Origin of the sequence: Aliivibrio sp. 1S175 (genome assembly GCF_001690985.1) — a bacterium.
Classification (GTDB): domain Bacteria; phylum Pseudomonadota; class Gammaproteobacteria; order Enterobacterales; family Vibrionaceae; genus Aliivibrio.
Genome location: NZ_MAJS01000010.1, coordinates 56,716 through 78,831, shown reverse-complemented (window position 1 = coordinate 78,831; position 22,116 = coordinate 56,716). Strand labels below are relative to the sequence as shown.

Here is a 22,116-nt window from a genome sequence, read left to right as displayed (position 1 = left end):
AGGTTTCAAATTGTTAAAGAGCTTTTCTTCTACTTTCAAAGCGTTTTCGCCTTTCTGTGAAGAGGACGGTCATTTTATCTATTTAAGCCTCAGTGTCAAGCACTTATTTGAAACTTAAATTCTAAACCATCTTACTAACTCTGATTGCAAACCCCTTATGGGATGGGCTCTCCGTGTCAGTGAGGTCGCATTATAGAGAGTTAGATTACATTGGCAAGCCTTTTATTAAATTAAAGCCTAATTTCAATTAAAACGAAGGAAAAACAATCAAAAAACGTAAGTTTCGCATAGATAATATTCAAATAATCTCAATTTCAAAGCAAGAGTAATTAAAAACAACTATTTACGAAGACATGCTTTATTTATAGAACCAAAGGTAATCATGATTTAGGTCTAGATCTGCACCCCTTTAGTGTTATATAAGGCAGAGGTATTAAGTAATAGAAAAGCATTCCTTAAAGTTATTTATCTATCGGTCGATCTAGTAGTTTAAGGATAATCATTATATTTAGGACAAACGACATGAAGTTGAAAACACAATCATATGTTCTTGCTGCCATTATTTTATTTTCTCTGATCACAATGACAGCGAGTGGCTTATGGACATTACGAGTAGCTAGCACCATCGATAATAAGGCTAGAGTTACAGAACTTTTTCAAACCACTTATAATTTGATTGCCAACATGGAAGAAATGGTAAGAGAAGGAAGAATTGAAGAAAATAAAGCGAAAGAGCTCACTATAACTATCTTACGTAATAATATTTATAAAGATAACGAATATGTTTACGTAGCTGATGAGAATTTAATGTTCTTAGCCGCACCTCTTGATCCTCAACTTCATGGCACAAGTTTTCACGAGTTTAGAGATAGTAAAGGTCAAAGTGTTGGACAAATCTTAGATGACGCCATATCTAAAACGCCAAATGGCATCGCTGAATATACTTGGTCATTAAAAATGCCTGACGGCAGTATTGATAAAAAGCTATCTATTGCAGAAAAGACAAGAGACTGGAATTGGATCGTGGGTACCGGTATCGGCGAAACTGAAGTAAATGCACGTTTTTGGTCTACAGCTCAATGGCAATTTGGATTGGCTTTTATTATTGCTAGTTTAATTTTTAGTATTCTAATGATATCGATGAAACGCATGATCTCTTTATTAGGCGGGGAACCAAAAGAGGTACATGCCGCTATACAAACAGTAGCAGCTGGAGAGATCGTTACTCAATTTGATACTAAAGCAACTGAAGGCAGTATTTATCACGCAGTTCAAACAATGAACCTTTCATTAGCTGAATTAGTTCAACATTTAACTCAGTCAATGTTAGCTTTAAAAGCAGAACTAACAGACGTACATTCAAGATCAGGATCGGTGAGTCAATTAACAGAAAGCCAGTACCAATCAACCGAGATGATTGCCACTGCGATAACTGAAATGGCTTCCTCTGCAAATAACGTAGCAGAATCAGCACAGCAAACCGCAATGAATACAGATGATGCAGATAAACAAAGTGTTCGCACTCAAAAGTTAATTAATGCCACAGTTTATAATATTGAAGGATTAGCGGAACAGCTTAATACCGCAAGTACTGCTGTAGCTGAACTAGACAGTGAAGTTAATAGTATAGTTAAAGTTCTTGATGTTATTGGAGGCATTGCGGAGCAAACAAATCTACTTGCTTTAAATGCTGCAATTGAAGCTGCACGAGCTGGAGAGCAAGGTCGAGGATTTGCAGTTGTCGCAGATGAAGTACGCAATCTTGCAGGAAGAACCCAAGGTAGTACCAAAGAAATACAACAAATGATATCGAACTTGCAAGAAGGTTCCCGTAACGCCATTTCAACAATGGAAATATGTGCCGAAACAAGTAAGAGTACCGTTTCTGAATCTAAAAATGCTTCAGATGCTTTACAACAAATAGTTACCGCTCTTGAGTCAATTTCAAGTATGAGCCATCAAATTGCAAATGCATCGGAGGAGCAAAAACATGTTAGTGAAGATATCACCCAACGAGTCAATATGATCGAGGAAAGTGGGCAACAATTAGCGCGTGTTGTTGCTGAAAGCACAGAAAGTACTTACATACTAACTGAGCTTGCTGACGACCTAGAAGTGTGGCTAAACAAGTTTCGAGTAAAAAGCTAACCTATACATAATACTTAATAAAAAAGCATATATCCTATATGCTTTTTTATCTCTAAATATACAGAATCAAGATAAGTGTTATCTGACTTTAATCAGCGTCATGAACCGTCAGACAATCAAACTAATTTAAACGAAAAAAGCCTCGTCATTTCTGACGAGGCTTTTAAATGTGGCTCCCTTTGCTGGACTTGAACCAGCGACATACGGATTAACAGTCCGGCGTTCTACCAACTGAACTAAAAGGGAACAGGTATTGCGTCTCATTAAGAGAATTAATGGTGCCGACTACCGGAGTCGAACTGGTGACCTACTGATTACAAGTCAGTTGCTCTACCTACTGAGCTAAGTCGGCACACTAATTTTTTATTGCTCGTGTTTATATCTTACTAAGCACCAACAATTTAATATGGTGCCCGGAGGCGGAATCGAACCACCGACACGAGGATTTTCAATCCTCTGCTCTACCGACTGAGCTATCCGGGCAACGAGGTGTATTAAACGGCTTTTACGTCTTTAGGTCAACCTATAATTACAAATAAAAGTTTGTTTGATGAAAATATGCACTGAATCTTTGTTTTTATAACGTTTCATTAATCAAAACACTGATAGACAACATCAAATATCACTTCTATTCGCAATTAGCCTTATTATATCAATAATAAATAGTGAATCTTAAAAACCAAAAATATTCGTTAACCAGGCCGCTGGTGTATTCTTTTTATCACATTCAGCTTTATATTGACCTTGCTTATCCCAAATAGGCAGCTTTACATCTCCTCGACAGTTTGGAGTTAACGTTTTGTTATTTTCTAAATCAAAACCAGCTGTAGTTACTTCCTTGGGCCAAGGTAAGTTATACGCTTCAGGCGTTCGTAAACTAAGATAATCAGCATATACCCTTAACGCCCCACTAGAACCAGTCAATTTCATGGGTTTATTATCATCACGACCAAGCCAAGTAATGACAACCTCTCGGCCATCAATGCCTGCATACCAACTGTCTCGAGAATCATTACTTGTTCCCGTTTTACCCGCTAAACCGGCCCAACTATACTGACTGTTCAAAAACCTTGCTGTACCTTCACTTACTGTTTTTTTCATACCATAAATAGTAAGCCAAGCGGCTTGTTTTGGAACAACAGTAGACGACCTTGGAAAGTTTTCATAAAGTAAAATGCCATCATTATCGACCACGGCCTTCAACGCAGTTAATTTGGCCTTTTTACCACCATTCCCCAGAGTCTGATACATTTGAGCCACTTGATATGGAGATAAGTTAAGTGAGCCTAGTAACATACTTGGTACTTGATTAATTTCTTGAGCATCTACGCCTAACTTAACCAAGGTATCGGTTACTTTACTCAAGCCAACCATTAATCCTAAATTTACAGTAGGCACATTCAATGAATGAGAAAGTGCATAATATAAAGGAACTTCGCCTCTAAATTTACGATCAAAGTTTCGAGGTGTCCACGTTGTCCCTTTACTGCCTTTTAATGAAATCGCTTTATCATCTAATGTTGTCGCTAGTGAAAACTTATCAGGACTTTCTAATGCCGATAAATAAATAGCAGGTTTCACTAAAGACCCAATTGGACGTTTCGCATTTATTGCACGATTGAAGCCATTAAACCCAGTACGGCTACCACCAATCATAGCCCTAATTTCACCGCTTTGACGATCAACCACCACCATAGCAGCTTCCAAGCCTTTACCTGCACGCTTCTCCAACTGCGGGATCTTTCTTTCTACAGCTTGCTCTGCTTTTTGTTGAGACAAAGGATCAAGCGTTGTAAATACACGTAAACCTTCTCCTTTTTGATAAGCATCTCCAGCCTTTTCTTTTAATTCCCATTTCAACTGCTGAAAATAGGCGGGCTGTCTTGTTGCAATCGTCGCTCGTTTTTTTACATCTAAAGAACGGCTAGCTGCCATCTCATACTGACGAGGAGATAAAATACCCTCTTGCATCATAAGACGTAGAACTAAATCTCGACGCGCTTTAACTCTTTCAGGAAAACGCATCGGATTATAATAAGATGGTCCTTTAACCATACCAACTAACATCGAAAGCTGATCGATCCTTAGTTCCTCTATCGGGCGACCAAAATAGACCTGAGCTGCCAACCCAAATCCATGAATCGCCTCGCCACCGGTTTGCCCTAGATATACTTCATTTAAATACGCTTCTAAAATACGATCTTTGCTGTAACGATAATCTAAAATAAGAGCAAGATAAGCTTCTCTAATTTTACGCCATAACGTTCTCTCACTAGATAGAAATAAGTTTTTTGCCAATTGCTGAGTTAGAGTGCTCCCACCTTGAACGGTTCTTCCTGCTTTTGCATTAACTAAAGCAGCACGCACTATTGCTAATGGCGAAACACCGTCGTGCTGATAAAAATCTCTATCTTCTGTCGCTAATAACGCATCAACCATCACTTCCGGAAATTGCTCTCTTCGTAAGAACAAACGCTGTTGATCATGATCCGCATCTAGCATCCCTAAAAACTGAGGTTCTATTTGTAAAAAGCCCATCTGCTTTTTAGCGGTTCTATTTTCAATTTTTTGCAATCCATCAGCGTTGAAATACAGCATGACATGACGATCAGGCTCTGGCCCTTGTTGAAATTCAAAAGGACGACGAATCAATTCTATTTTAGTCGAGGATGATGAATATTCTCCTGAACGTTGAGGTTGACTTACCTTCTGGTACTTCAATAAATCCAGTTCTTTCTTTACAGACTGCAAAGTAATATTTTGTCCTGGAGATAATGTTAATACACGACTATAAACGACCGTAGGTAAACTAAATAATTGACCATCGAAACGCTTTTTAACTACCGTATCTAAATAAATACCGGTAATAACTAAAATAGCCAAAACAACTAAACTCAGTTTAAAACCTAAGAGCAGTAAGCTCTTCCAAAATGCTCGAGTGGGTTGCGCTTTCTTTTTAGTCGTCGCTTTTCTTTTAGCCGGCGCTTTCTTTTTTTCTGTTGTTTTTTTCGGCGCAGCCTTTGCTGGTGCTTTTTTCTTATCAACCATGAGAGATCTTTTAAAGTTAAGGAATTAATTAAAGTGACGTTTTGTCTTTTTCGTTGCTTGATGAATCGCAGGATCATCTGGCCAAATATGTTTGGGGTAGCGCCCTTTCATTTCTTTTTGTACTTCTTTGTATGAACCTCGCCAAAATCCGGCCAGGTCACTCGTCGTTTGCAGTGGTCTTTGGGCTGGAGATAATAACTCCATAACGAGCTTCTTTTTACCTTGAGCTAATAATGGTGTTTGAGCCTCACCATAGACCTCTTGCATTCTAACTGAAATTTTAGGGTCAGATTGCAACTCATAGCAGATCTTAGCTCTTGTTCCTGTTGGCAATGTATAATGTGTCGGTAAATACTCATTAACCATTTTAATCTTATCCCAACCGACATACGCCTCCAATGCCTCAATTAGATTGACTGTTTTTAATTGTTTATCATTTTTTATTCCCGTCATAAAAGGCAATAACCACTCATCAGCACAATTAAGTAGTTCACTTTCATTCATCAACGGTAGAGTAATTTCAGGTAACCATTCAGCACAACACAACAAGCGAGAATGCAAAGCTTGAACGTCTTTATTCCAATTTAAACACGTCAACCCTTTTCGTTTGAGCATACTAAGTAACGCAAAAGATATTTTGTCAGGGTCAGGTGAACTTATTCCCTTCCTTTCAAGAATTAATTTACCTAAAAAAGTACGTTTTTCGGCAATCATTCGGCCCAATTTTTCATCCCAATCGACGTATTCACGCTCAACAATTAGATGGGACGCATTCTTCATTAATGATGATTTAGATAATGAAGCAGCTAGGAATACATAACTTCGATTTTGATACCCTTTTAATAGATCGACTACGACCAAATAATCACTTTGAGCAATAGATTCAAGTTCATCTAATTGAACACCATGCCCGTTTGCTAACTGAAACTGCCCTATTGATCCTTTCTCCATCGCTAATCTGTCAGGAAAACCATAAACAAGAATGTCACCAATAAGATCCAGAGATACCTTACGTATATTTTCTTTTATAGAAAGTAACTTAGCTAAACGCTGAACTCGTTGTAGATAATAAGCTTGTTTTGGGTACTTTCCTGCCAATAATAGTGAAAGGTGAAAACTCAGATCTTTTGACGAAATAGCTTTTGCTGGCTCTTCAATAAGAGGAAGTAAGTATAATGCGGTATGTAAATGCTCAATAGAGTGCTTTTGAGCTTGTAAAGCAATAGCCGCAAGTCTAGGTTCAAGCCCTAGTTGCCGCGACTGTTCACCAAAAGTCGTAAGTTGACCTTGCTTATCAATAAACTCTAACTGGCATAACAAAGATCGAGCTTGTTGAATGTTTGCATTTGGTGGTGGTGTTAACCATTGTAAGTCCAGAGGATTAGAGACTCCCCACGTAGAAAGCTCTAATATTAAAGAAGATAAGTCGGAAGATTCAATTTCTGGTGTCTGAATTAAGGCTTGTTGTAGATATTGAGATTCACTGTATAGACGAATACAGATCCCTGGTTCTAATCGCCCAGCTCGGCCTTTTCTTTGTTCCGCTGATGATTGTGCTATCCGCTTTTGTTCTAATTTAGTAATACCTGTTTTAGTATTAAACGTTGCTTTACGCTCATAGCCACTGTCAATAACGATCCTAATACCTTCAATTGTCAGACTTGTTTCTGCAACATTGGTGGATAATACAACTTTACGCTGCCCTTTTAATGCAGGTTTTAAGGCTTCTTGCTGCTTTTTTGGATCAAGCTGACCATATAAAGGCGCTATAACAATATTTGACGGCAGATCGCTCAATCGTTCTTCTAACTGCTTAATTTCTCCAGCACCCGACAGAAAAACGAGCATAGAACCAGGTTCATTGATGAGAGTTCTTCGAATTGCGGACTCCGTTGCTTCTACTATTCGTTGGTTCGCTTTCAAGGGCACATAAGACGTCTCAACAGGAAATAACCGACCATCCGACTCTAAATACACAGCATTAGGCAATAAACCTTGCAGTGCTTCTTGATCTAATGTTGCGGACATCACCAGTAATTTCAGATCATCTCTTAAAGCCTCTTGTACTTCCAGAGCAAATGCCAAAGAAGTATCAGCATGTAAGCTACGTTCATGATATTCATCAAAAATTAGTAATCCCACCCCAGATAATTCAGGATCGGACTGGATCATTCGAGTCATAACTCCCTCGGTGACGATCTCTAAACGGGTATTAGCACTAACCTTAGTTTCACCTCTCACCCTAAAGCCCACCTGCTCACCGACTGACTCACCAAGCTGAGAGGCTAGATAATTAGCAATATTTCGCGCAGCCAACCGTCTAGGTTCCAACATAATAATTTTACCTTCAATCACATTCTCTTTTAATAGCATTAAAGGCAAATAAGTGGATTTACCTGCTCCTGTCGATGCTTTTAAAATAATCTGAGAATGGTGACGTAATCCCTCAATTAATGACGTGATCACTCTTTCAATAGGTAACTGTGACAATGGTTTCGCCTTATGGCATTATCTCGAATTAAACCATTGTACAAAAAAACAGTAGTTAAATGAAATTTGAACCTGAATTAGAATCTGGAGTGTTAATTAAACGCTATAAACGCTTTTTAACCGACATTGAATTACCAGATAAAAGCGAGCGAACTATCCACTGTGCGAATACAGGAGCAATGACTGGCTGTGCAACCCCTGGAAATACGGTGTTTTTTTCGACATCTAGTAATCTAAAACGTAAATATCCTAATAGTTGGGAGTTAAGCGTCACAGAAAATAATCACACAATATGCGTAAATACCATCCGAGCGAATCAATTAGTTATCGAAGCCATCAAAAACAAACAAATTGGTGAGCTAAATGAATACAATACACTGCAAACAGAAGTAAAATATGGTTCTGAAAATAGTCGTATTGATATACTCCTTAGTGAAGATTCATTACCTGACTGCTATATTGAAGTGAAAAGCGTCACCTTATTAGATAAAGCTGGACAAGGTTATTTTCCAGACTCAGTTACCACTCGAGGTCAAAAACACCTTAGAGAATTGAGTGAAATGGCAAAAAATGGCAAAAAATCGATATTATTTTTCGCAATTTTGCATTCAGGGATTGAAAAAGTATCAATCGCACACCATATAGACCAACAATATTATTCTTTATTAATTGATGCGATTGAAAATGGGGTTACCGTTCTCTGCTACCAAGCCGAGATGTCGTCAAAAGAGATGAAGATCGTACGCGAGCTGCCTTTTTGTATTTAGTTGCTTTAAATAAGCAATATTTACATTCTTTTTAAGAAAAGTGCTACGTTCTTGTTACTAAGTCTCAATTGATGAATTGAATATTTGATTGCCCCTTTTCTTTCTGTTATAGATAGCGCCCTCATTTGGCTAGTGAGAGTCAAAGATGTTTTTAGGAGAAGCTGTAATGCCAGAGAGCAATACAAAAAGAACGCTAGGTATCCTAGCTATCGCTGGTGTTGAACCTTACCAGGAAAAAACCGGTGAAGAGTATATGGGCCCAGCCCAAATCGAACACTTTACCAAGATTCTAGCAGCTTGGCGTAGTCAACTTAGGGAAGAAGTTGAACGCACAGTGAACCACATGAAAGATGAAGCAGCTAATTTCCCAGATCCTGTTGATCGAGCTGCTCAAGAAGAAGAATTTAGTTTAGAACTGCGTAACCGTGATCGTGAACGCCGCCTAATTAAAAAAATTGAAAAAACACTTAGCAAGATTGAAGATGAAGATTTCGGCTTCTGTGATTCTTGTGGTGTTGAAATCGGTATTCGTCGCTTAGAAGCACGTCCAACTGCTGATCTTTGTATTGACTGTAAAACTCTTGCAGAAATCAAAGAAAAGCAAATGGCAGGCTAATACCAATTAGTGTCATCAAAGAAGGGAGCGCAGGCTCCCTTTTTTACGTTTATACTGTGAAATACTATGACAACTCAATACATAGGTCGCTTCGCGCCATCACCATCAGGTCCCCTGCATTTTGGTTCCCTTGTTGCAGCATTAGGGAGTTACTTACAAGCAAAGTCTCAACAAGGCAAATGGCTTGTACGTATTGAAGATTTAGACCCACCTAGAGAGGTCATTGGTGCATCAGATTTAATCATTCAAACCTTAGAGGATTATGGATTTGAATGGGACAGTGACATTGTGTATCAAAGCCAACGACATGATATTTACCAATCCCAAATAGATCACTGGATTGATAAAAACAATGCGTACTTTTGTCAGTGTACTCGTAAACAAGTCAAAGAAGACGGTGGTTTTTATTTAGGGCACTGTAAACATTTGCAGCACCCAGAAAAAAATTCGGCTGTACGCCTTGCTATGCAACATCCTGTTGAATCATTTTCTGATATCAAACATGGCATCATTCAAATACCATCACAACTCGCCCATGAGGATTTTATCATCAAGCGTCGAGATGGTTTGTTTGCTTATAATTTAGCCGTTGTACTGGATGACATTGACCAAGGTGTTACTGAAGTGGTTCGAGGGGCTGATTTAATTGAACCAACGGGACGTCAGATATCACTTTATCGCCAACTTGGTAAAAAAGAAGTCAGTTATCTTCATTTACCACTTGCTGTTGATGATTCAGGGAATAAACTGTCAAAACAAAACTATGCACCTGCGATCGATAATGCAGCACCAAAACCAACATTACTTGCTGCGTTACAATTCTTAGGCTTTTCCTTACCAAAGGACATAGAAACCGCCACATTGAATGAAATTTTTCAATGGGCAATCAAAAATTGGCAACTAAAACAGCTTCCAACTGGGCTCGAGATTACTACCCCATTCTCAAAACCTTCAATTTAAGCTATGATGTGCGCCTATTTTTGACTGCTCACTTGAATATCGAGGTAAATTATCTTTAATCAAGTTGCCCGTTTTTGTCGTAATTTACTCAAAAACAACAGTAAAATCTGCTCAACAGAGGATTTGAAACTGAACGTTATAACACGCCAAGAACATAACATTTCACGTAAAGACTTAAGTGATAATGCGCTAAAAGTACTTTACCGTTTAAGCAATGCTGGATACGACGCCTATCTAGTAGGTGGAGGTGTGCGAGATATTCTTCTAGGTCAAGAACCTAAAGATTTTGATATTGCAACCAATGCCACTCCAGAGCAAATCAAAAAACTATTCAGAAACTGTCGACTCATCGGTCGTCGATTTCGTCTTGCTCATATTCTTTTTGGCAGAGATGTCATTGAAGTTGCAACCTTCCGTGGTCACCATAAAGAAGAAGAGTCTGAAAAAAACAACATTTCATCTCAATCCAAAGAGGGAATGCTGCTACGTGATAATGTATATGGCACTGTAGAAGAAGATGCACAACGTCGTGACTTTACAATTAATGCTATGTATTACAACATTGCAGACTACTCGATTCACGATTATGCCAACGGTATTGAAGATTTAAATAACGGTCTTGTACGTTTAATTGGTGATCCTGAGACTCGTTATCGAGAAGACCCGGTACGAATGCTCAGAGCAGTTCGATTTGCCGCTAAATTAGACATGACAATCTGTGAGAAAACCGCAGAGCCTATGGTTGAGTTATCCCCCTTACTGCAAGACATACCAGCCGCACGTTTATTTGAAGAATCATTAAAATTACTGCAAGCAGGTAAAGGGGTAAATACCTATTATATGCTGCGTAAATTTAATTTATTTCAGCAGCTATTTCCTGCGCTGACCCCTTTCTTAACACAGGAAGGTAATAGTCAAACAGAGCGAATGATTGAACTTGTATTACACTCAACAGACAAACGAATTAATAGTGGCCAACGTGTTAATCCAGCCTTTATGTTTGCCGCTATGTTGTGGTACCCATTAACAGTAAAAGCACAAGAAATTCAAGATGAAAATCCAAAGTATGATCACTACGAATCCATTATGGAAGCGTCTAATATCATGCTTGATATTCAAGTAAAAAGCACCGCCGTTCCACGAAGACTTACAGCAACTATTCGTGACGTTTGGCAACTCCAGCTTCGCTTACCTCGCCGAAACGGCAAACGCGCTTTCATTCTGATTGAACAGCAAAAATTCCGTGCCGCCTATGATTTTTTAGAAATGCGAGGAACGGTAGAAGGTGGAGAAGTGAAAGCCTTAGCTGAGTGGTGGACAGAATTCCAAGATGCTCCAATGCCACACCGTAATAATATGATCCAAGGGTTAAATGGTGGCCGAACTACTGGCACTAAAAAGCGTCGTAGCCCTTATCGTAAGAAAAAAAGAGCGAATAACGACTCATGATCAAAGTAATTATTGCAATTGGGAGTAATCTTGGAAAACCAGTAGAACAGGCAAAAATCGCGATTGAAGCACTTCATCAATTGCCTGACTCTATCGTGACTGCCGTATCTTCATTGTATAGTAGCTCTCCTATGGGACCTCAAGACCAACCTGATTACATTAATGCAGTTGTTGAAATTGAAACAAACCTTGCACCAATGCATCTACTTGACCTCACTCAAAAGATCGAGCTAGAACAAGGCAGGGTTCGTAAAGATGAGCGTTGGGGCCCAAGAACTATTGATCTTGATATTATTCTATTTGGCGATCAAACGATCGACAATGAGCGATTAACAGTACCTCATTATGGTATGAAAGAACGTGAGTTTGTTCTTTATCCTCTGGCAGAAATTTATAATAATTTAACCCTTCCTGATGGCACAACCCTATCTCAACTACTGAAAAAAGTAGATAGAAATGGCTTGGCTATCTGGCAAGAGTAATCGCTTCAGTAAGGAAGTTTTATGAAAAAAATCTCTATACATGACTTAATGAAATGGAAGCAAGAAGGTCGTAAATTTGCAACAGTAACCGCTTATGATGCTAGCTTCTCGCAACTATTTGAACAGCAAGAAATGCCTGTTTTATTAGTTGGTGATTCATTAGGTATGGTATTACAAGGTAAATCTGACACATTGCCAGTAACTACCGAAGAGATAGCTTATCACACTCGCTGTGTACGTGCTGGCAGTCCAAATATCTTATTAATGGCTGATATGCCTTTCATGAGCTACGCAACACCTGAACAAGCCTGTGAGAATGCAGCTAAGCTAATGCAAGCTGGTGCTAACATGGTAAAAATAGAAGGTGGTGAATGGATTGCTGAAACAATTCGACTTCTTGCTGAACGCGCAGTACCTGTTTGTGCACATCTTGGTTTAACACCTCAATCAGTCAATATCTTTGGTGGTTTTAGAATTCAAGGTCGTGATGAAGCAAAAGCAAACCAAATGCTAAAAGACGCTCTGACTCTTGAAAAAGCAGGGGCTCAAATCATCTTATTAGAATGTGTTCCTGCTTCGCTTGCAGAGCGTATTACTAAAGCATGTACTGTTCCTGTGATCGGAATTGGTGCAGGTAATGCTACCGATGGTCAGATTCTGGTAATGCACGACATGTTTGGTATTTCAGCTAATTATATGCCTAAATTCTCTAAGAACTTCTTAGCAGAAACGGGGGATATGCGTACAGCAGTAACTAAATATATTCAAGATGTTGAGCAAGGTATCTTCCCTGCTGCCGAACATACATTTAATTAAGGAAACGTAATGGACATTTTTTCTGAAATTCTGCCATTACGTGAGCAGATTAAAACGTGGAAGCGCGAAGGAAAACGTATTGCTTTCGTACCTACCATGGGTAATTTACATGAAGGTCATCTAACTCTTGTTCGTACAGCTCGTGAACATGCAGACATTGTAATTGCGAGTATTTTTGTTAATCCAATGCAATTTAACAACACGGATGATTTAACGAACTACCCTCGAACGATTGATGAGGATGTTGAAAAGCTAACCGCTGAAAAAGTCGATATGCTTTTCACTCCAACACCAGAAATAATGTACCCAGAAGGGTTAGATAAACAAACTACTGTTGACGTTCCTTTTATCTCAACTATTTTAGAAGGGGCTTCTCGTCCTGGGCATTTTAAAGGTGTCTCTACCGTAGTAAATAAATTATTTAATATCGTACAGCCTGATGTCGCTTGTTTTGGTGAAAAAGATTTCCAACAACTGGCGCTTATCCGCCAAATGGTCATCGACATGGCTTTAGATATCAACATCGTTGGTGTTGCTACTGTTCGAGAAATGGACAGTTTAGCGATGAGCTCACGCAATAATCTTCTGACATTAAATGAACGTCAGCGTGCACCCGTTTTAGCCCGTACAATGCGTTGGATCAGCAGTCAAATGCGCGGTGGTCGCAATGATTACGTCTCTCTAATTGAAGATGCAAGTGACCAATTGCGAGCAGCAGATCTACTGCCAGATGAAATATTTATTCGCGATGCACGAACATTACAAGAGCCAACAGAAGAAACAACTCAAGCGGTCATCTTAATGGCAGCATTCCTTGGTCAAGTTCGACTTATCGACAATTTGGTTGTTGAACTTCATATTACGCCAAGTGAAGAAGATACAGAAGAATAACACTTACTCTATCAATATATTAAAAAGGGCTGATGATTACTGATCATCAGCCCTTTTTTAAAATGATAATTCTAACTTCTTAATCCAGTACCCTTTGATATTAAACGCAGTGCAATCGCATACAGAACAATAATAAATGCTATTAAAACAGTAAACGCAGTGCCGATACCAACATCTGACACACCTAAAAAACCATAACGGAAAGCGTTAACCATATAAACGATAGGGTTTAATTTTGATACCCCTTGCCAAAACTCAGGCAGTAAATTAATAGAATAAAACACCCCACCCAAATACGTTAATGGCGTTAAAATAAAAGTAGGAATAATACTAATATCATCGAATGTTCTCGCAAAAATAGCATTAATGAGCCCTCCTAAAGAGAACACAATGGATGTCATTAATACCGTTAACATGATTACGCCAAGATGTGCTATTTGAATATCAACAAAGAATAGTGATACACAAGTAACCAAAGCTCCAACCAACAATCCACGCACAACACCACCGCCAACAAAGCCTGCAATAATGATGTAATTAGGTACAGGAGCAACTAATAACTCTTCTATATTCTTTTGAAATTTAGCACTAAAGAATGAAGAAGCCACATTAGAGTAAGAGTTAGTTATCACTGACATCATGATCAAACCAGGAACAATATATTCCATATAACTAAAACCACTCATCTCACCAATTCGAGAGCCAATCAAGTTACCAAAAATAATAAAGTAAAGAGTCATTGTGATCGCAGGTGGAACTAGTGTTTGTACCCAGATACGAGTAAATCGATTTATCTCTTTAGAAATAAGACTTTTAAATGCGGTCCAATATAAATTCATCATTACTTAGCCTCTCCATTACGAACAATGCTTACGAATAATTCTTCTAATCGATTGGCTTTATTTCTCATAGAAAGTACGTTAACTCCCTGATGGTTTAATTGTTCAAATAGATAATTTAACCCTTGAGATTTATCGATCTCGACCTCTATCGAGCCTTCTTTACTGCTGGTTACTTTCGCTCCCTCAAGTTTAGGGATAACGCTATCTTCAGCTAAATCTAAAATAAAGGTCTCGACTTGAAGTTTATTAAGCAGCAGTTTCATTGACGTATTTTCAATCACTTCACCTTTATTAATAATACCAATATTGCGACACAGCATTTCGGCTTCTTCAAGGTAATGGGTTGTCAGAATAATAGTGACACCTTGTTCATTAATTTGCTTTAAGAATTCCCACATAGAGCGACGAAGTTCAATATCAACACCTGCGGTTGGTTCATCAAGGATGAGTAATTTTGGCTCATGCATTAAAGCGCGAGCAATCATTAATCGACGTTTCATACCACCAGATAAATTACGCGCACGCTCATCTTTTTTATCCCAAAGATCAAGCTGCGATAAGTATTTTTTGGCTCGCTCTTTAGCAAGAGTTCGAGATACACCGTAATATCCAGCTTGCTGTATGACTATCTGCTGCACGGTTTCAAATGGATTAAAATTAAACTCTTGAGGCACTAGGCCTATCTGTTGTTTTGCTTGAACTAGGTGGGTATCGATATCATAACCAAACACCTTAACTCGGCCTGAGGTTTTATTCACAAGTGAACTAATAACCCCAATAGTCGTTGATTTACCCGCCCCGTTTGGTCCTAACAAGGCATAAAAATCACCTTGTTCAACAGTTAAATCTACGCCCTTTAACGCTTCAAAGCCTCCGGCATAGGTTTTTCTTAATTGTTCTATTTCTAATGCGTACATATTTTACCCATCACTTAGATTAGCATCTATTAATACAATAAGCTTATCGTTGAATGACGATGAATGCAATTGCATGGTTGCGATTAATCAAAGCAATCTAATATTAATCACACCTAAACATCAAAAAATAAGTCATATAAATGAAAAGTGGCTAAATATAATATTCAACCATTTTTAAAGTGTAATGCATAAGCTTAATTCTGGCTGGGCGAGACTTGTTTAACAGCCGATTTTAGTGCTTCATAACGAAAAGAATACGTTTTTTGCTCTGGAATTAATTCTAAGATATGGAATTTTTCCAACTGCATCCTCGTATTTTCATTCGGGCACAATAAATACACTTGGCAATTTGCATCTAACGCATCTTTAATTGCATTCTCTAATGCTAAACCAACCGTGACATCAATCATCGGCACATCAGTTAAATCTAAGATCATCACTTCATAGTCAGAAATACTACTATGTTGACGTGAGATCGCCTTTGATACACTGAATATCATTGGGCCAGATAGATAGAAGAACAATACTTTTCCGTTTGCCTTATCAAGTAACGCTCTTTCACTGTCCGTTAAAGGCACATCATCTTCATCTGCATCACTAATCGCTTTAACTTTCCTTGCTTGCTCACGACTCAACCTTTCGATAATGATGATGTTTGAAATAAAAACACCAAGACCAACAGCTACAATCAAATCCACAAATACAGTCAATAGCATTACGCCATACATGATCGCCATGCCCGCAAAACTGACTTTATGTGCTCGTTGTATAAAACTCCAATCAAGAATATTAAAACCAACATAAACCGCAATACCGGCCAATACCGCCATTGGAATCGGTTCTGTTAACCCACCAGCGACTAATACGACTAAAGCCAGTACTGCAGCTCTAAATACACCAGACAAAGGAGAGCGAGCGCCAACTTGAATATTCGTTACCGTTCCCATTGTTGCTCCTGCCCCCGGTAAAGCCCCAAATAACCCAGAGATCATATTCGCTAAACCTTGGCCTCGTAATTCTTTATCAGAATCATGCTCTTTACGAGTTAAAGAATCCCCGATAACTGCGGTTAATAACGTATCAATGCACCCTAATGTTCCCAGAACAAGTGCATCAATCACCATTGTCATAAACATATCGCTATTAATAGTGGGAATAACAATAGAAGGTAAACCGGCAGGTATCTCACCAATACGGCGAATAGAATCCATATCAAAAATAATGATTGAGATAAGAGTAACAGCAACTAAAGCAACTAGCTGTGCAGGTACAAACTTCCTATACTTTTCTGGAAAAAGAAATAAAACCACAAGCGTTAATAAGCCAAGGAACAGCTCTTTTATATCTAAATGACTTAATGTTTCAGGTAAAGCACGAAGGGTTCCAAGAACACCACCCGCAGGGGCGGCATGACCTAATAGCGGAGAGAGTTGCAAGATAATTAAAATAATACCAATGCCAGACATAAACCCAGAGATCACGCTATAAGGCATTAATGTAATGTACTTACCTAGTTTTAATGTTCCCAATAATATTTGAAAAGCACCCGCCATCATTACGACAGTAAAAGTCATCGCAATGCCTGACTCTGGATACTTTGCTACCATACTGGTTAATACAGCTGTCATGATCACTGTCATTGGCCCTGTAGGTTCAGAGATCAATGTTGAAGAACCACCAAACAAGGAAGCAAAGAAACCAACCATTATCGCGCCCCAAAGACCCGCTTCAGCTCCAGCTCCAGAAGCAACACCAAATGCTAACGCTAATGGCAATGAAATAATGGCCGTGGTAACACCACCAAACAAATCACCTTTTATATTTAAATTTTCAAATCGTTGTCCAAACACAAATCACTCCCTGTAATAAATAATGGCCACTTTATTATGTTATTTGTTTTTATAAACAATGAACTAAAGATTAAGACTGTTAATTTAGCAAATGTTATTCATCGCTCATAACAGTTAATTAGAACCAATCCGGTTTCCTTATGTCCGATTCATCTAATTGACGCCGTAAAGTACCTTATTTAAAGCTTCTACTCCTCAGATGAGTGCTTTTAGAGCCATTTTTTAGCAGCTTGAAATTGTAACATTGTGTATAGTAAATAAACCTGTTGACGTTTTTAACAGAAAGAAGTTTAGGTAAAACCCTTTCTTCTTATGTATTTAAGGGATAAAAAATTTAAAATGCCAGAAATTAAAGAGCTTTTTGAAAACAATTCGAAATGGGCTAAATCAATTAAGGCGGGACGTCCTGAGTACTTTACCCAGCTTGAAGAAGGACAAAATCCAGGTTTCTTATGGATTGGCTGCTCAGACAGTAGAGTTCCAGCAGAGCGCTTAACCGGGCTTCATTCAGGAGAACTGTTTGTTCACCGTAATGTGGCGAACCAAGTAATTCATACCGATTTAAATTGCTTATCCGTGTTGCAATATGCCGTCGACGTACTAAAAATCAAACACATTATCGTTTGTGGCCATTATGGCTGCGGTGGTGTAAACGCTGCGATCGACAATCCTCCATTAGGATTAATCAATAACTGGTTACTTCACATTAGAGATTTATACTTAAAGCATCGAACCGTATTTGGTCAAATTCCTCGTGAAAAATGGGGAGATAAATTATGTGAGATCAATGTTGCAGAACAAGTGTATAACGTCGGTAATTCCACGGTAATGCAAACCGCCTGGGAGCGTGGACAAGATGTTCAAGTTCATGGGGTTGTTTATGGTATGGGAGATGGTGTGTTAAATGATCTTGGTGTTAAAGGTCATAGTCGAGAATCATTGGAAATATCCTACCAAGCCGCAATGTCTGTAATAACTAATTGTGAATAAATGATGATAAAAAACAAATAAATTTACATCTTATCATCAAGAAAGTTAGCCAGAGAAATTTTACTTTTCCTCTGGCTTTTTATTACGTTGCTATTCTCAAGCGTATGAGTCGGCGAAGATGACGGATTTGACGTTCAGTTTTAATAGCAGGAACTTCAAGATCATTAATAGTTCGGCCATCAAGATGCAATCCTATATCTTTTAAAAGATACTCATTTCCCCATGGGATTTCATACTGAGCTTTGCGAACACTTCGTTTCCACTCACGCTCTTCTCGTGAAAAATCGGCTTTAATTAATAAAGTAGCTAAACGTAGATATAATGAATGACGCATAATATTTCTCCAAAATATGGCTAGAAATAGCGCGACTAAATAATCAAGATAGGAATGCACCTTCTTAGATAGCCGCAATACTCGCAGCCAAGAAGGTTACGAATTAATTATAAAGTTAGATCGTTAACAGGCGTAAACGATAAAGTGGTGGTGCAACATATTTTGTATGAATGAATAACTGTCATGTTGACCTCCTAAAACTTAAAATTAATTCTATAAATGGGTAAGTTGTAAATTTGATTTACGATTAAATTGTAACCGTTAGCGATCAATAATAAAGCACAAATCATCAACAAAAATAAAACAAAATAAACACACTGATGTATTGAATTAACTTGGCTATTTACTTAGTAAATATTTTGTATATATCCAAACAGCCCTATTTTTAACTATATATTATAATCAGCCGTTCTATAGATAATAAAAAAGCGGAAAATACTGATGTATCTTCCACCTTTAATAATTTGCTTATATATTTATTATTGAGGTACCACTTTACCAATATAAGGTAAATTACGGTATTTCTGTGCGTAGTCGATACCGACACCAACAACAAATTCATCCGGAATAGAAAAGCCTATCCAATCCACTTTAACATCAACTTCACGACGAGAAGGTTTATCAAGTAAAGTACAAATAGCAATCGAGTTTGGCTCACGAATAGATAAGATCTCGCATACTTTACTCAAGGTATTACCTGTATCAATAATATCCTCAACTAATAAAACATCTTTTCCTTTAATATCATCATCAAGATCTTTTAAGATGCGAACATCACGAGTGCTTTCCATGCTATTGCCATAGCTTGATGCAGTCATGAAATCAACCGTCATAGGCGCTTCAATAGCACGAGCTAAGTCGGCCATAAATACAAATGAACCACGTAATAAACCAACCATTACTAGGCCTTCTGATGCTTTATAATGCTCAGATATTTGTTGGCCTAATTCCTTAACTCGCTGACTTACCTCTTGTTCAGAGATCATCACTTCTACTGTATGTTTCATACCATCTCACTTATTCGTTGAACCTACCCTCGGTAGGATTTAGACCTCTATAGTTTACAACAAAACCACGAATGACATGTGTCGAATTACAAAAGTTTTTTATACCACTTTAGGATTAACTGCCTGATTTTATAAAATCAATTCAAATAAAAACGATTTATACGGTAAACCATTGCAATTTTTTATAAATAAACTTTAAGCCCGTCATATTTTTAATTGATAAGGTGAATACTTGTTGAATATATAAACAGCCTTATGTAAAGTTATTGAGCATAATAATAATAAAACCCCATATAAAATAATAATTTGTTGGCAAGGATATAATAAAATGGATACGATCCAAAAAAGGCCTAGAACAAGGCTATCTCCAGAAAAGCGTAAAGAACAATTGCTGGATATCGCAATTGAAGTATTTTCACAACGTGGTATTGGCCGTGGCGGCCATGCTGATGTGGCAGAAATTGCACAAGTATCAGTAGCAACGGTATTTAATTATTTCCCAACAAGAGAAGATCTTGTTGATGATGTATTAAATAAAGTAGAAGAACAATTTCATCAATTCGTTAAAGATTCTATCTCTCTTGAACTTGATGTTCGTTCAAATCTTCATGCTCTTTTAATGAACATTATTGATACTGTTCATTCAGACAATAAGTGGATTAAAGTGTGGTTTGAATGGAGTACCTCTACTCGTGAAGAAGTATGGCCTCTTTTCTTAAGCACACATGTAAATAATCAAAAAGTTATTCACACTATGTTTTCTGAAGGTATTGAGCGAAACGAAGTATGCAATGATCATACGCCTGAGAATTTAACAAAAATGCTTCATGGCATCTGTTATTCCGTGTTTATTCAAGCAAATCGCAATAATACTGCAGAAGATCTTGAAGATACGGCTAATTGCTTCTTAAATATGCTGTGTATTTATAAATAATATTCAGAATTAAAGAAATAGCTAATAAAAAACCGCTGATTACTCAGCGGTTTTTTTAGATATAAACTCTAATGATTTAAAAGAAATTATTTCTTTCTTTTCACTGCTTTTGCATTTGGAAGGTCAGTAATAGAACCTTCATAGATTTCAGCAGCCATACCAATTGATTCATGCAATGTTGGGTGAGCATGGATAGTTAGTGCGATATCTTCCGCATCACAACCCATTTCGATTGCAAGGCCAATTTCACCAAGAAGCTCACCCGCATTAGTACCAACAATAGCACCACCAATGACGCGGTTAGTGTCTTTATCAAAAAGAAGCTTAGTAAGACCATCAGCACAATCTGAAGCGATTGCACGACCTGATGCAGCCCAAGGGAAGCTTGCAGCTTCATAGTTGATGCCTTCAGCTTTTGCTTCTTTCTCTGTTTTACCAACCCAAGCGACTTCTGGCTCAGTATAAGCAATTGAAGGGATCACTTTAGGATCGAAGTAGTGCTTCTTACCAGAAATAACTTCAGCAGCAACATGACCTTCATGCACGCCTTTGTGAGCAAGCATAGGTTGACCTACGATATCACCAATAGCGTGAATATGAGGTACGTTAGTACGCATTTGCTTATCTACATTGATGAAACCACGCTCATCAACAGCAACGCCTGCTTTTTCAGCGTCTAATAAAGCACCATTAGGAACACGGCCGATAGCAACAAGAACAGCATCATAACGCTCAGCTTCTGCTGGTGCTTTTTTGCCTTCCATTGAAACGTAGATGCCATCTTCTTTTGCTTCTACTGCTGTCACTTTCGTTTCAAGCATTAGATTGAATTTGTCTTTGATACGTTTAGTGTAAACTTTAACGATATCTTTATCTGCCGCAGGAATAACCTGGTCAAACATCTCAACAACATCAACTTGAGAACCCAGAGCATGGTAAACCGTACCCATTTCTAGACCGATAATACCACCACCCATAATAAGCAGTTTCTTAGGTACTTCTTTTAACTCAAGTGCATCCGTTGAATCCCAAATACGAGGATCTTCATGTGGGATGAATGGCAGTTTAATTGGACGAGAACCAGCAGCAACAATCGCATTATCAAAATTGATTGTTGTATTACCATCTTCAGCAGTCACTTCAATCGTGTTAGCACCGGTAAATTTACCAAAGCCATTAACTACCGTTACTTTACGCATCTTAGCCATACCGCCAAGACCGCCAGTCAGTTGTGTTACTACTTTTTCTTTCCACAAACGGATCTTATCAATGTCAGTTTGAGGCTCACCAAATACGATGCCGTGAGCGGCCATCGCTTTTGCTTCTTCGATAACTTTAGCTACGTGAAGCAAGGCTTTTGATGGGATACAACCCACATTCAAACATACACCACCAAGTGTGTTGTAACGTTCAACGATAACTGTTTCTAAACCTAAATCTGCACAACGGAATGCGGCAGAGTAACCAGCAGGGCCGGCGCCAAGTACGACAACTTGTGCTTTAATTTCTTTGCTCATTTTGACCTCGTTATAGTCATTTCCCTAACAGGCTGACCGATGTTCTAATAGTGTTTTC

18 protein-coding genes and 3 tRNA genes are annotated in these 22,116 nt (G+C 38.2%); 10 read left to right on the top strand and 11 right to left on the bottom strand.

All coding sequences use genetic code 11. From position 1 onward, the window contains the following. Positions 1-522 precede the first annotated feature (522 nt). Complete coding sequence (locus tag A6E06_RS05310; protein ID WP_065591332.1) at positions 523-2,148, top strand: methyl-accepting chemotaxis protein; 1,626 nt, start codon at positions 523-525, stop codon at positions 2,146-2,148. A gap of 170 nt (positions 2,149-2,318) precedes the next feature. On the opposite strand, the gene A6E06_RS05305 is transcribed toward A6E06_RS05310, so the two are convergent. The 5 genes from A6E06_RS05305 to hrpB all read right to left on the bottom strand — a co-directional run bounded on the left by A6E06_RS05305 (position 2,319) and on the right by hrpB (position 7,686). Beyond that, positions 2,319-2,394 (bottom strand) — tRNA-Asn (locus tag A6E06_RS05305). 30 nt (positions 2,395-2,424) lie between these two features. Further along, positions 2,425-2,500 (bottom strand) — tRNA-Thr (locus A6E06_RS05300). Positions 2,501-2,555: 55 nt separating this feature from the next. Then, positions 2,556-2,631: transfer RNA gene (locus A6E06_RS05295), tRNA-Phe, on the bottom strand. Positions 2,632-2,820: 189 nt separating this feature from the next. Continuing rightward, positions 2,821-5,196 carry a penicillin-binding protein 1B gene (gene mrcB / locus A6E06_RS05290; protein ID WP_065591333.1) on the bottom strand — a complete coding sequence of 792 codons (2,376 nt, stop codon included), beginning with the start codon at positions 5,194-5,196 and terminating at the stop codon, positions 2,821-2,823. Positions 5,197-5,220: 24 nt separating this feature from the next. Beyond that, complete coding sequence (gene hrpB / locus A6E06_RS05285) at positions 5,221-7,686, bottom strand: ATP-dependent helicase HrpB (RefSeq protein WP_065591334.1); 2,466 nt, start codon at positions 7,684-7,686, stop codon at positions 5,221-5,223. 59 nt (positions 7,687-7,745) lie between these two features. Here hrpB and sfsA point away from each other — a divergent pair, with 59 nt between their 5' ends. From sfsA to panC, 7 genes are all read left to right on the top strand, one after another. Further along, entirely contained in the window at positions 7,746-8,453 is a 708-nt protein-coding gene (gene sfsA / locus A6E06_RS05280; protein ID WP_065591335.1) for a DNA/RNA nuclease SfsA, read from the top strand. 166 nt (positions 8,454-8,619) lie between these two features. Further along, positions 8,620-9,069 carry an RNA polymerase-binding protein DksA gene (gene dksA / locus A6E06_RS05275; RefSeq protein ID WP_065591392.1) on the top strand — a complete coding sequence of 150 codons (450 nt, stop codon included), beginning with the start codon at positions 8,620-8,622 and terminating at the stop codon, positions 9,067-9,069. 66 nt (positions 9,070-9,135) lie between these two features. After that, positions 9,136-10,029, top strand: coding sequence for a tRNA glutamyl-Q(34) synthetase GluQRS (gene gluQRS, locus A6E06_RS05270; RefSeq protein ID WP_065591336.1), 894 nt, complete (start codon positions 9,136-9,138; stop codon positions 10,027-10,029). Between the two features lie 123 nt (positions 10,030-10,152). Continuing rightward, the gene (gene pcnB / locus A6E06_RS05265) at positions 10,153-11,478 is read left to right on the top strand and encodes a polynucleotide adenylyltransferase PcnB (protein ID WP_065591337.1); all 1,326 of its coding nucleotides are present in this window, start codon (positions 10,153-10,155) and stop codon (positions 11,476-11,478) included. After that, positions 11,475-11,960 (top strand): 2-amino-4-hydroxy-6-hydroxymethyldihydropteridine diphosphokinase, encoded by a 486-nt coding sequence (gene folK, locus A6E06_RS05260; protein WP_065591338.1) that lies wholly within the window; start codon positions 11,475-11,477, stop codon positions 11,958-11,960. Before pcnB ends, folK begins: the two co-directional genes overlap by 4 nt. Before the next feature lie 21 nt (positions 11,961-11,981). Further along, positions 11,982-12,776, top strand: a complete 795-nt coding sequence (panB, locus tag A6E06_RS05255; protein WP_065591339.1) for a 3-methyl-2-oxobutanoate hydroxymethyltransferase — start codon at positions 11,982-11,984, stop codon at positions 12,774-12,776. 9 nt (positions 12,777-12,785) lie between these two features. After that, positions 12,786-13,667, top strand: a complete 882-nt coding sequence (gene panC, locus A6E06_RS05250) for a pantoate--beta-alanine ligase (RefSeq protein WP_065591340.1) — start codon at positions 12,786-12,788, stop codon at positions 13,665-13,667. 71 nt (positions 13,668-13,738) lie between these two features. Here the strand turns inward: panC and A6E06_RS05245 are convergent, their stop codons facing one another. The 3 genes from A6E06_RS05245 to A6E06_RS05235 all read right to left on the bottom strand — a co-directional run bounded on the left by A6E06_RS05245 (position 13,739) and on the right by A6E06_RS05235 (position 17,276). Further along, positions 13,739-14,509: an ABC transporter permease gene (locus A6E06_RS05245; RefSeq protein ID WP_065591341.1), complete on the bottom strand. Its 771-nt coding sequence runs from the start codon at positions 14,507-14,509 to the stop codon at positions 13,739-13,741. Beyond that, positions 14,509-15,426: an ABC transporter ATP-binding protein gene (locus A6E06_RS05240; RefSeq protein WP_065591342.1), complete on the bottom strand. Its 918-nt coding sequence runs from the start codon at positions 15,424-15,426 to the stop codon at positions 14,509-14,511. Before A6E06_RS05240 ends, A6E06_RS05245 begins: the two co-directional genes overlap by 1 nt. Before the next feature lie 194 nt (positions 15,427-15,620). Next, positions 15,621-17,276, bottom strand: coding sequence for a SulP family inorganic anion transporter (locus A6E06_RS05235; RefSeq protein WP_065591343.1), 1,656 nt, complete (start codon positions 17,274-17,276; stop codon positions 15,621-15,623). A 339-nt stretch (positions 17,277-17,615) separates the two neighbouring features. On the opposite strand from A6E06_RS05235, the gene can reads away from it, so the two are divergent. Further along, the gene (gene can / locus A6E06_RS05230; RefSeq protein ID WP_065591344.1) at positions 17,616-18,266 is read left to right on the top strand and encodes a carbonate dehydratase; all 651 of its coding nucleotides are present in this window, start codon (positions 17,616-17,618) and stop codon (positions 18,264-18,266) included. A gap of 82 nt (positions 18,267-18,348) precedes the next feature. Here the strand turns inward: can and A6E06_RS05225 are convergent, their stop codons facing one another. After that, a complete protein-coding gene (locus A6E06_RS05225; RefSeq protein ID WP_065591345.1) occupies positions 18,349-18,600 on the bottom strand; it encodes a DUF1127 domain-containing protein in 252 nt (83 codons plus the stop codon). Between the two features lie 479 nt (positions 18,601-19,079). Beyond that, a complete protein-coding gene (gene hpt, locus A6E06_RS05220; RefSeq protein WP_065591346.1) occupies positions 19,080-19,607 on the bottom strand; it encodes a hypoxanthine phosphoribosyltransferase in 528 nt (175 codons plus the stop codon). A gap of 328 nt (positions 19,608-19,935) precedes the next feature. Between hpt and A6E06_RS05215 the strand changes: the two genes are divergently transcribed. After that, complete coding sequence (locus A6E06_RS05215) at positions 19,936-20,541, top strand: TetR/AcrR family transcriptional regulator (RefSeq protein WP_065591347.1); 606 nt, start codon at positions 19,936-19,938, stop codon at positions 20,539-20,541. An 86-nt stretch (positions 20,542-20,627) separates the two neighbouring features. Here A6E06_RS05215 and lpdA read toward each other — a convergent pair whose 3' ends face one another. Beyond that, positions 20,628-22,058, bottom strand: coding sequence for a dihydrolipoyl dehydrogenase (lpdA, locus tag A6E06_RS05210; protein ID WP_065591348.1), 1,431 nt, complete (start codon positions 22,056-22,058; stop codon positions 20,628-20,630). Between the last annotated feature and the right edge of the window lie 58 nt (positions 22,059-22,116).

What these genes read in the sequence shown, in the direction of transcription:
- A6E06_RS05215 (WP_065591347.1), top strand. Translation starts at nt 19,936, where the DNA reads ATGGATACGATCCAAAAAAGGCCTAGAACAAGGCTATCTCCAGAAAAG.
- panB (WP_065591339.1), top strand. Translation starts at nt 11,982, where the DNA reads ATGAAAAAAATCTCTATACATGACTTAATGAAATGGAAGCAAGAAGGT.
- A6E06_RS05245 (WP_065591341.1), bottom strand. Translation starts at nt 14,509, where the DNA reads ATGATGAATTTATATTGGACCGCATTTAAAAGTCTTATTTCTAAAGAG.
- dksA (WP_065591392.1), top strand. Translation starts at nt 8,620, where the DNA reads ATGCCAGAGAGCAATACAAAAAGAACGCTAGGTATCCTAGCTATCGCT.
- panC (WP_065591340.1), top strand. Translation starts at nt 12,786, where the DNA reads ATGGACATTTTTTCTGAAATTCTGCCATTACGTGAGCAGATTAAAACG.
- A6E06_RS05310 (WP_065591332.1), top strand. Translation starts at nt 523, where the DNA reads ATGAAGTTGAAAACACAATCATATGTTCTTGCTGCCATTATTTTATTT.
- A6E06_RS05240 (WP_065591342.1), bottom strand. Translation starts at nt 15,426, where the DNA reads ATGTACGCATTAGAAATAGAACAATTAAGAAAAACCTATGCCGGAGGC.
- mrcB (WP_065591333.1), bottom strand. Translation starts at nt 5,196, where the DNA reads ATGGTTGATAAGAAAAAAGCACCAGCAAAGGCTGCGCCGAAAAAAACA.
- hpt (WP_065591346.1), bottom strand. Translation starts at nt 19,607, where the DNA reads ATGAAACATACAGTAGAAGTGATGATCTCTGAACAAGAGGTAAGTCAG.
- folK (WP_065591338.1), top strand. Translation starts at nt 11,475, where the DNA reads ATGATCAAAGTAATTATTGCAATTGGGAGTAATCTTGGAAAACCAGTA.
- sfsA (WP_065591335.1), top strand. Translation starts at nt 7,746, where the DNA reads ATGAAATTTGAACCTGAATTAGAATCTGGAGTGTTAATTAAACGCTAT.
- A6E06_RS05225 (WP_065591345.1), bottom strand. Translation starts at nt 18,600, where the DNA reads ATGCGTCATTCATTATATCTACGTTTAGCTACTTTATTAATTAAAGCC.
- lpdA (WP_065591348.1), bottom strand. Translation starts at nt 22,058, where the DNA reads ATGAGCAAAGAAATTAAAGCACAAGTTGTCGTACTTGGCGCCGGCCCT.
- can (WP_065591344.1), top strand. Translation starts at nt 17,616, where the DNA reads ATGCCAGAAATTAAAGAGCTTTTTGAAAACAATTCGAAATGGGCTAAA.
- gluQRS (WP_065591336.1), top strand. Translation starts at nt 9,136, where the DNA reads ATGACAACTCAATACATAGGTCGCTTCGCGCCATCACCATCAGGTCCC.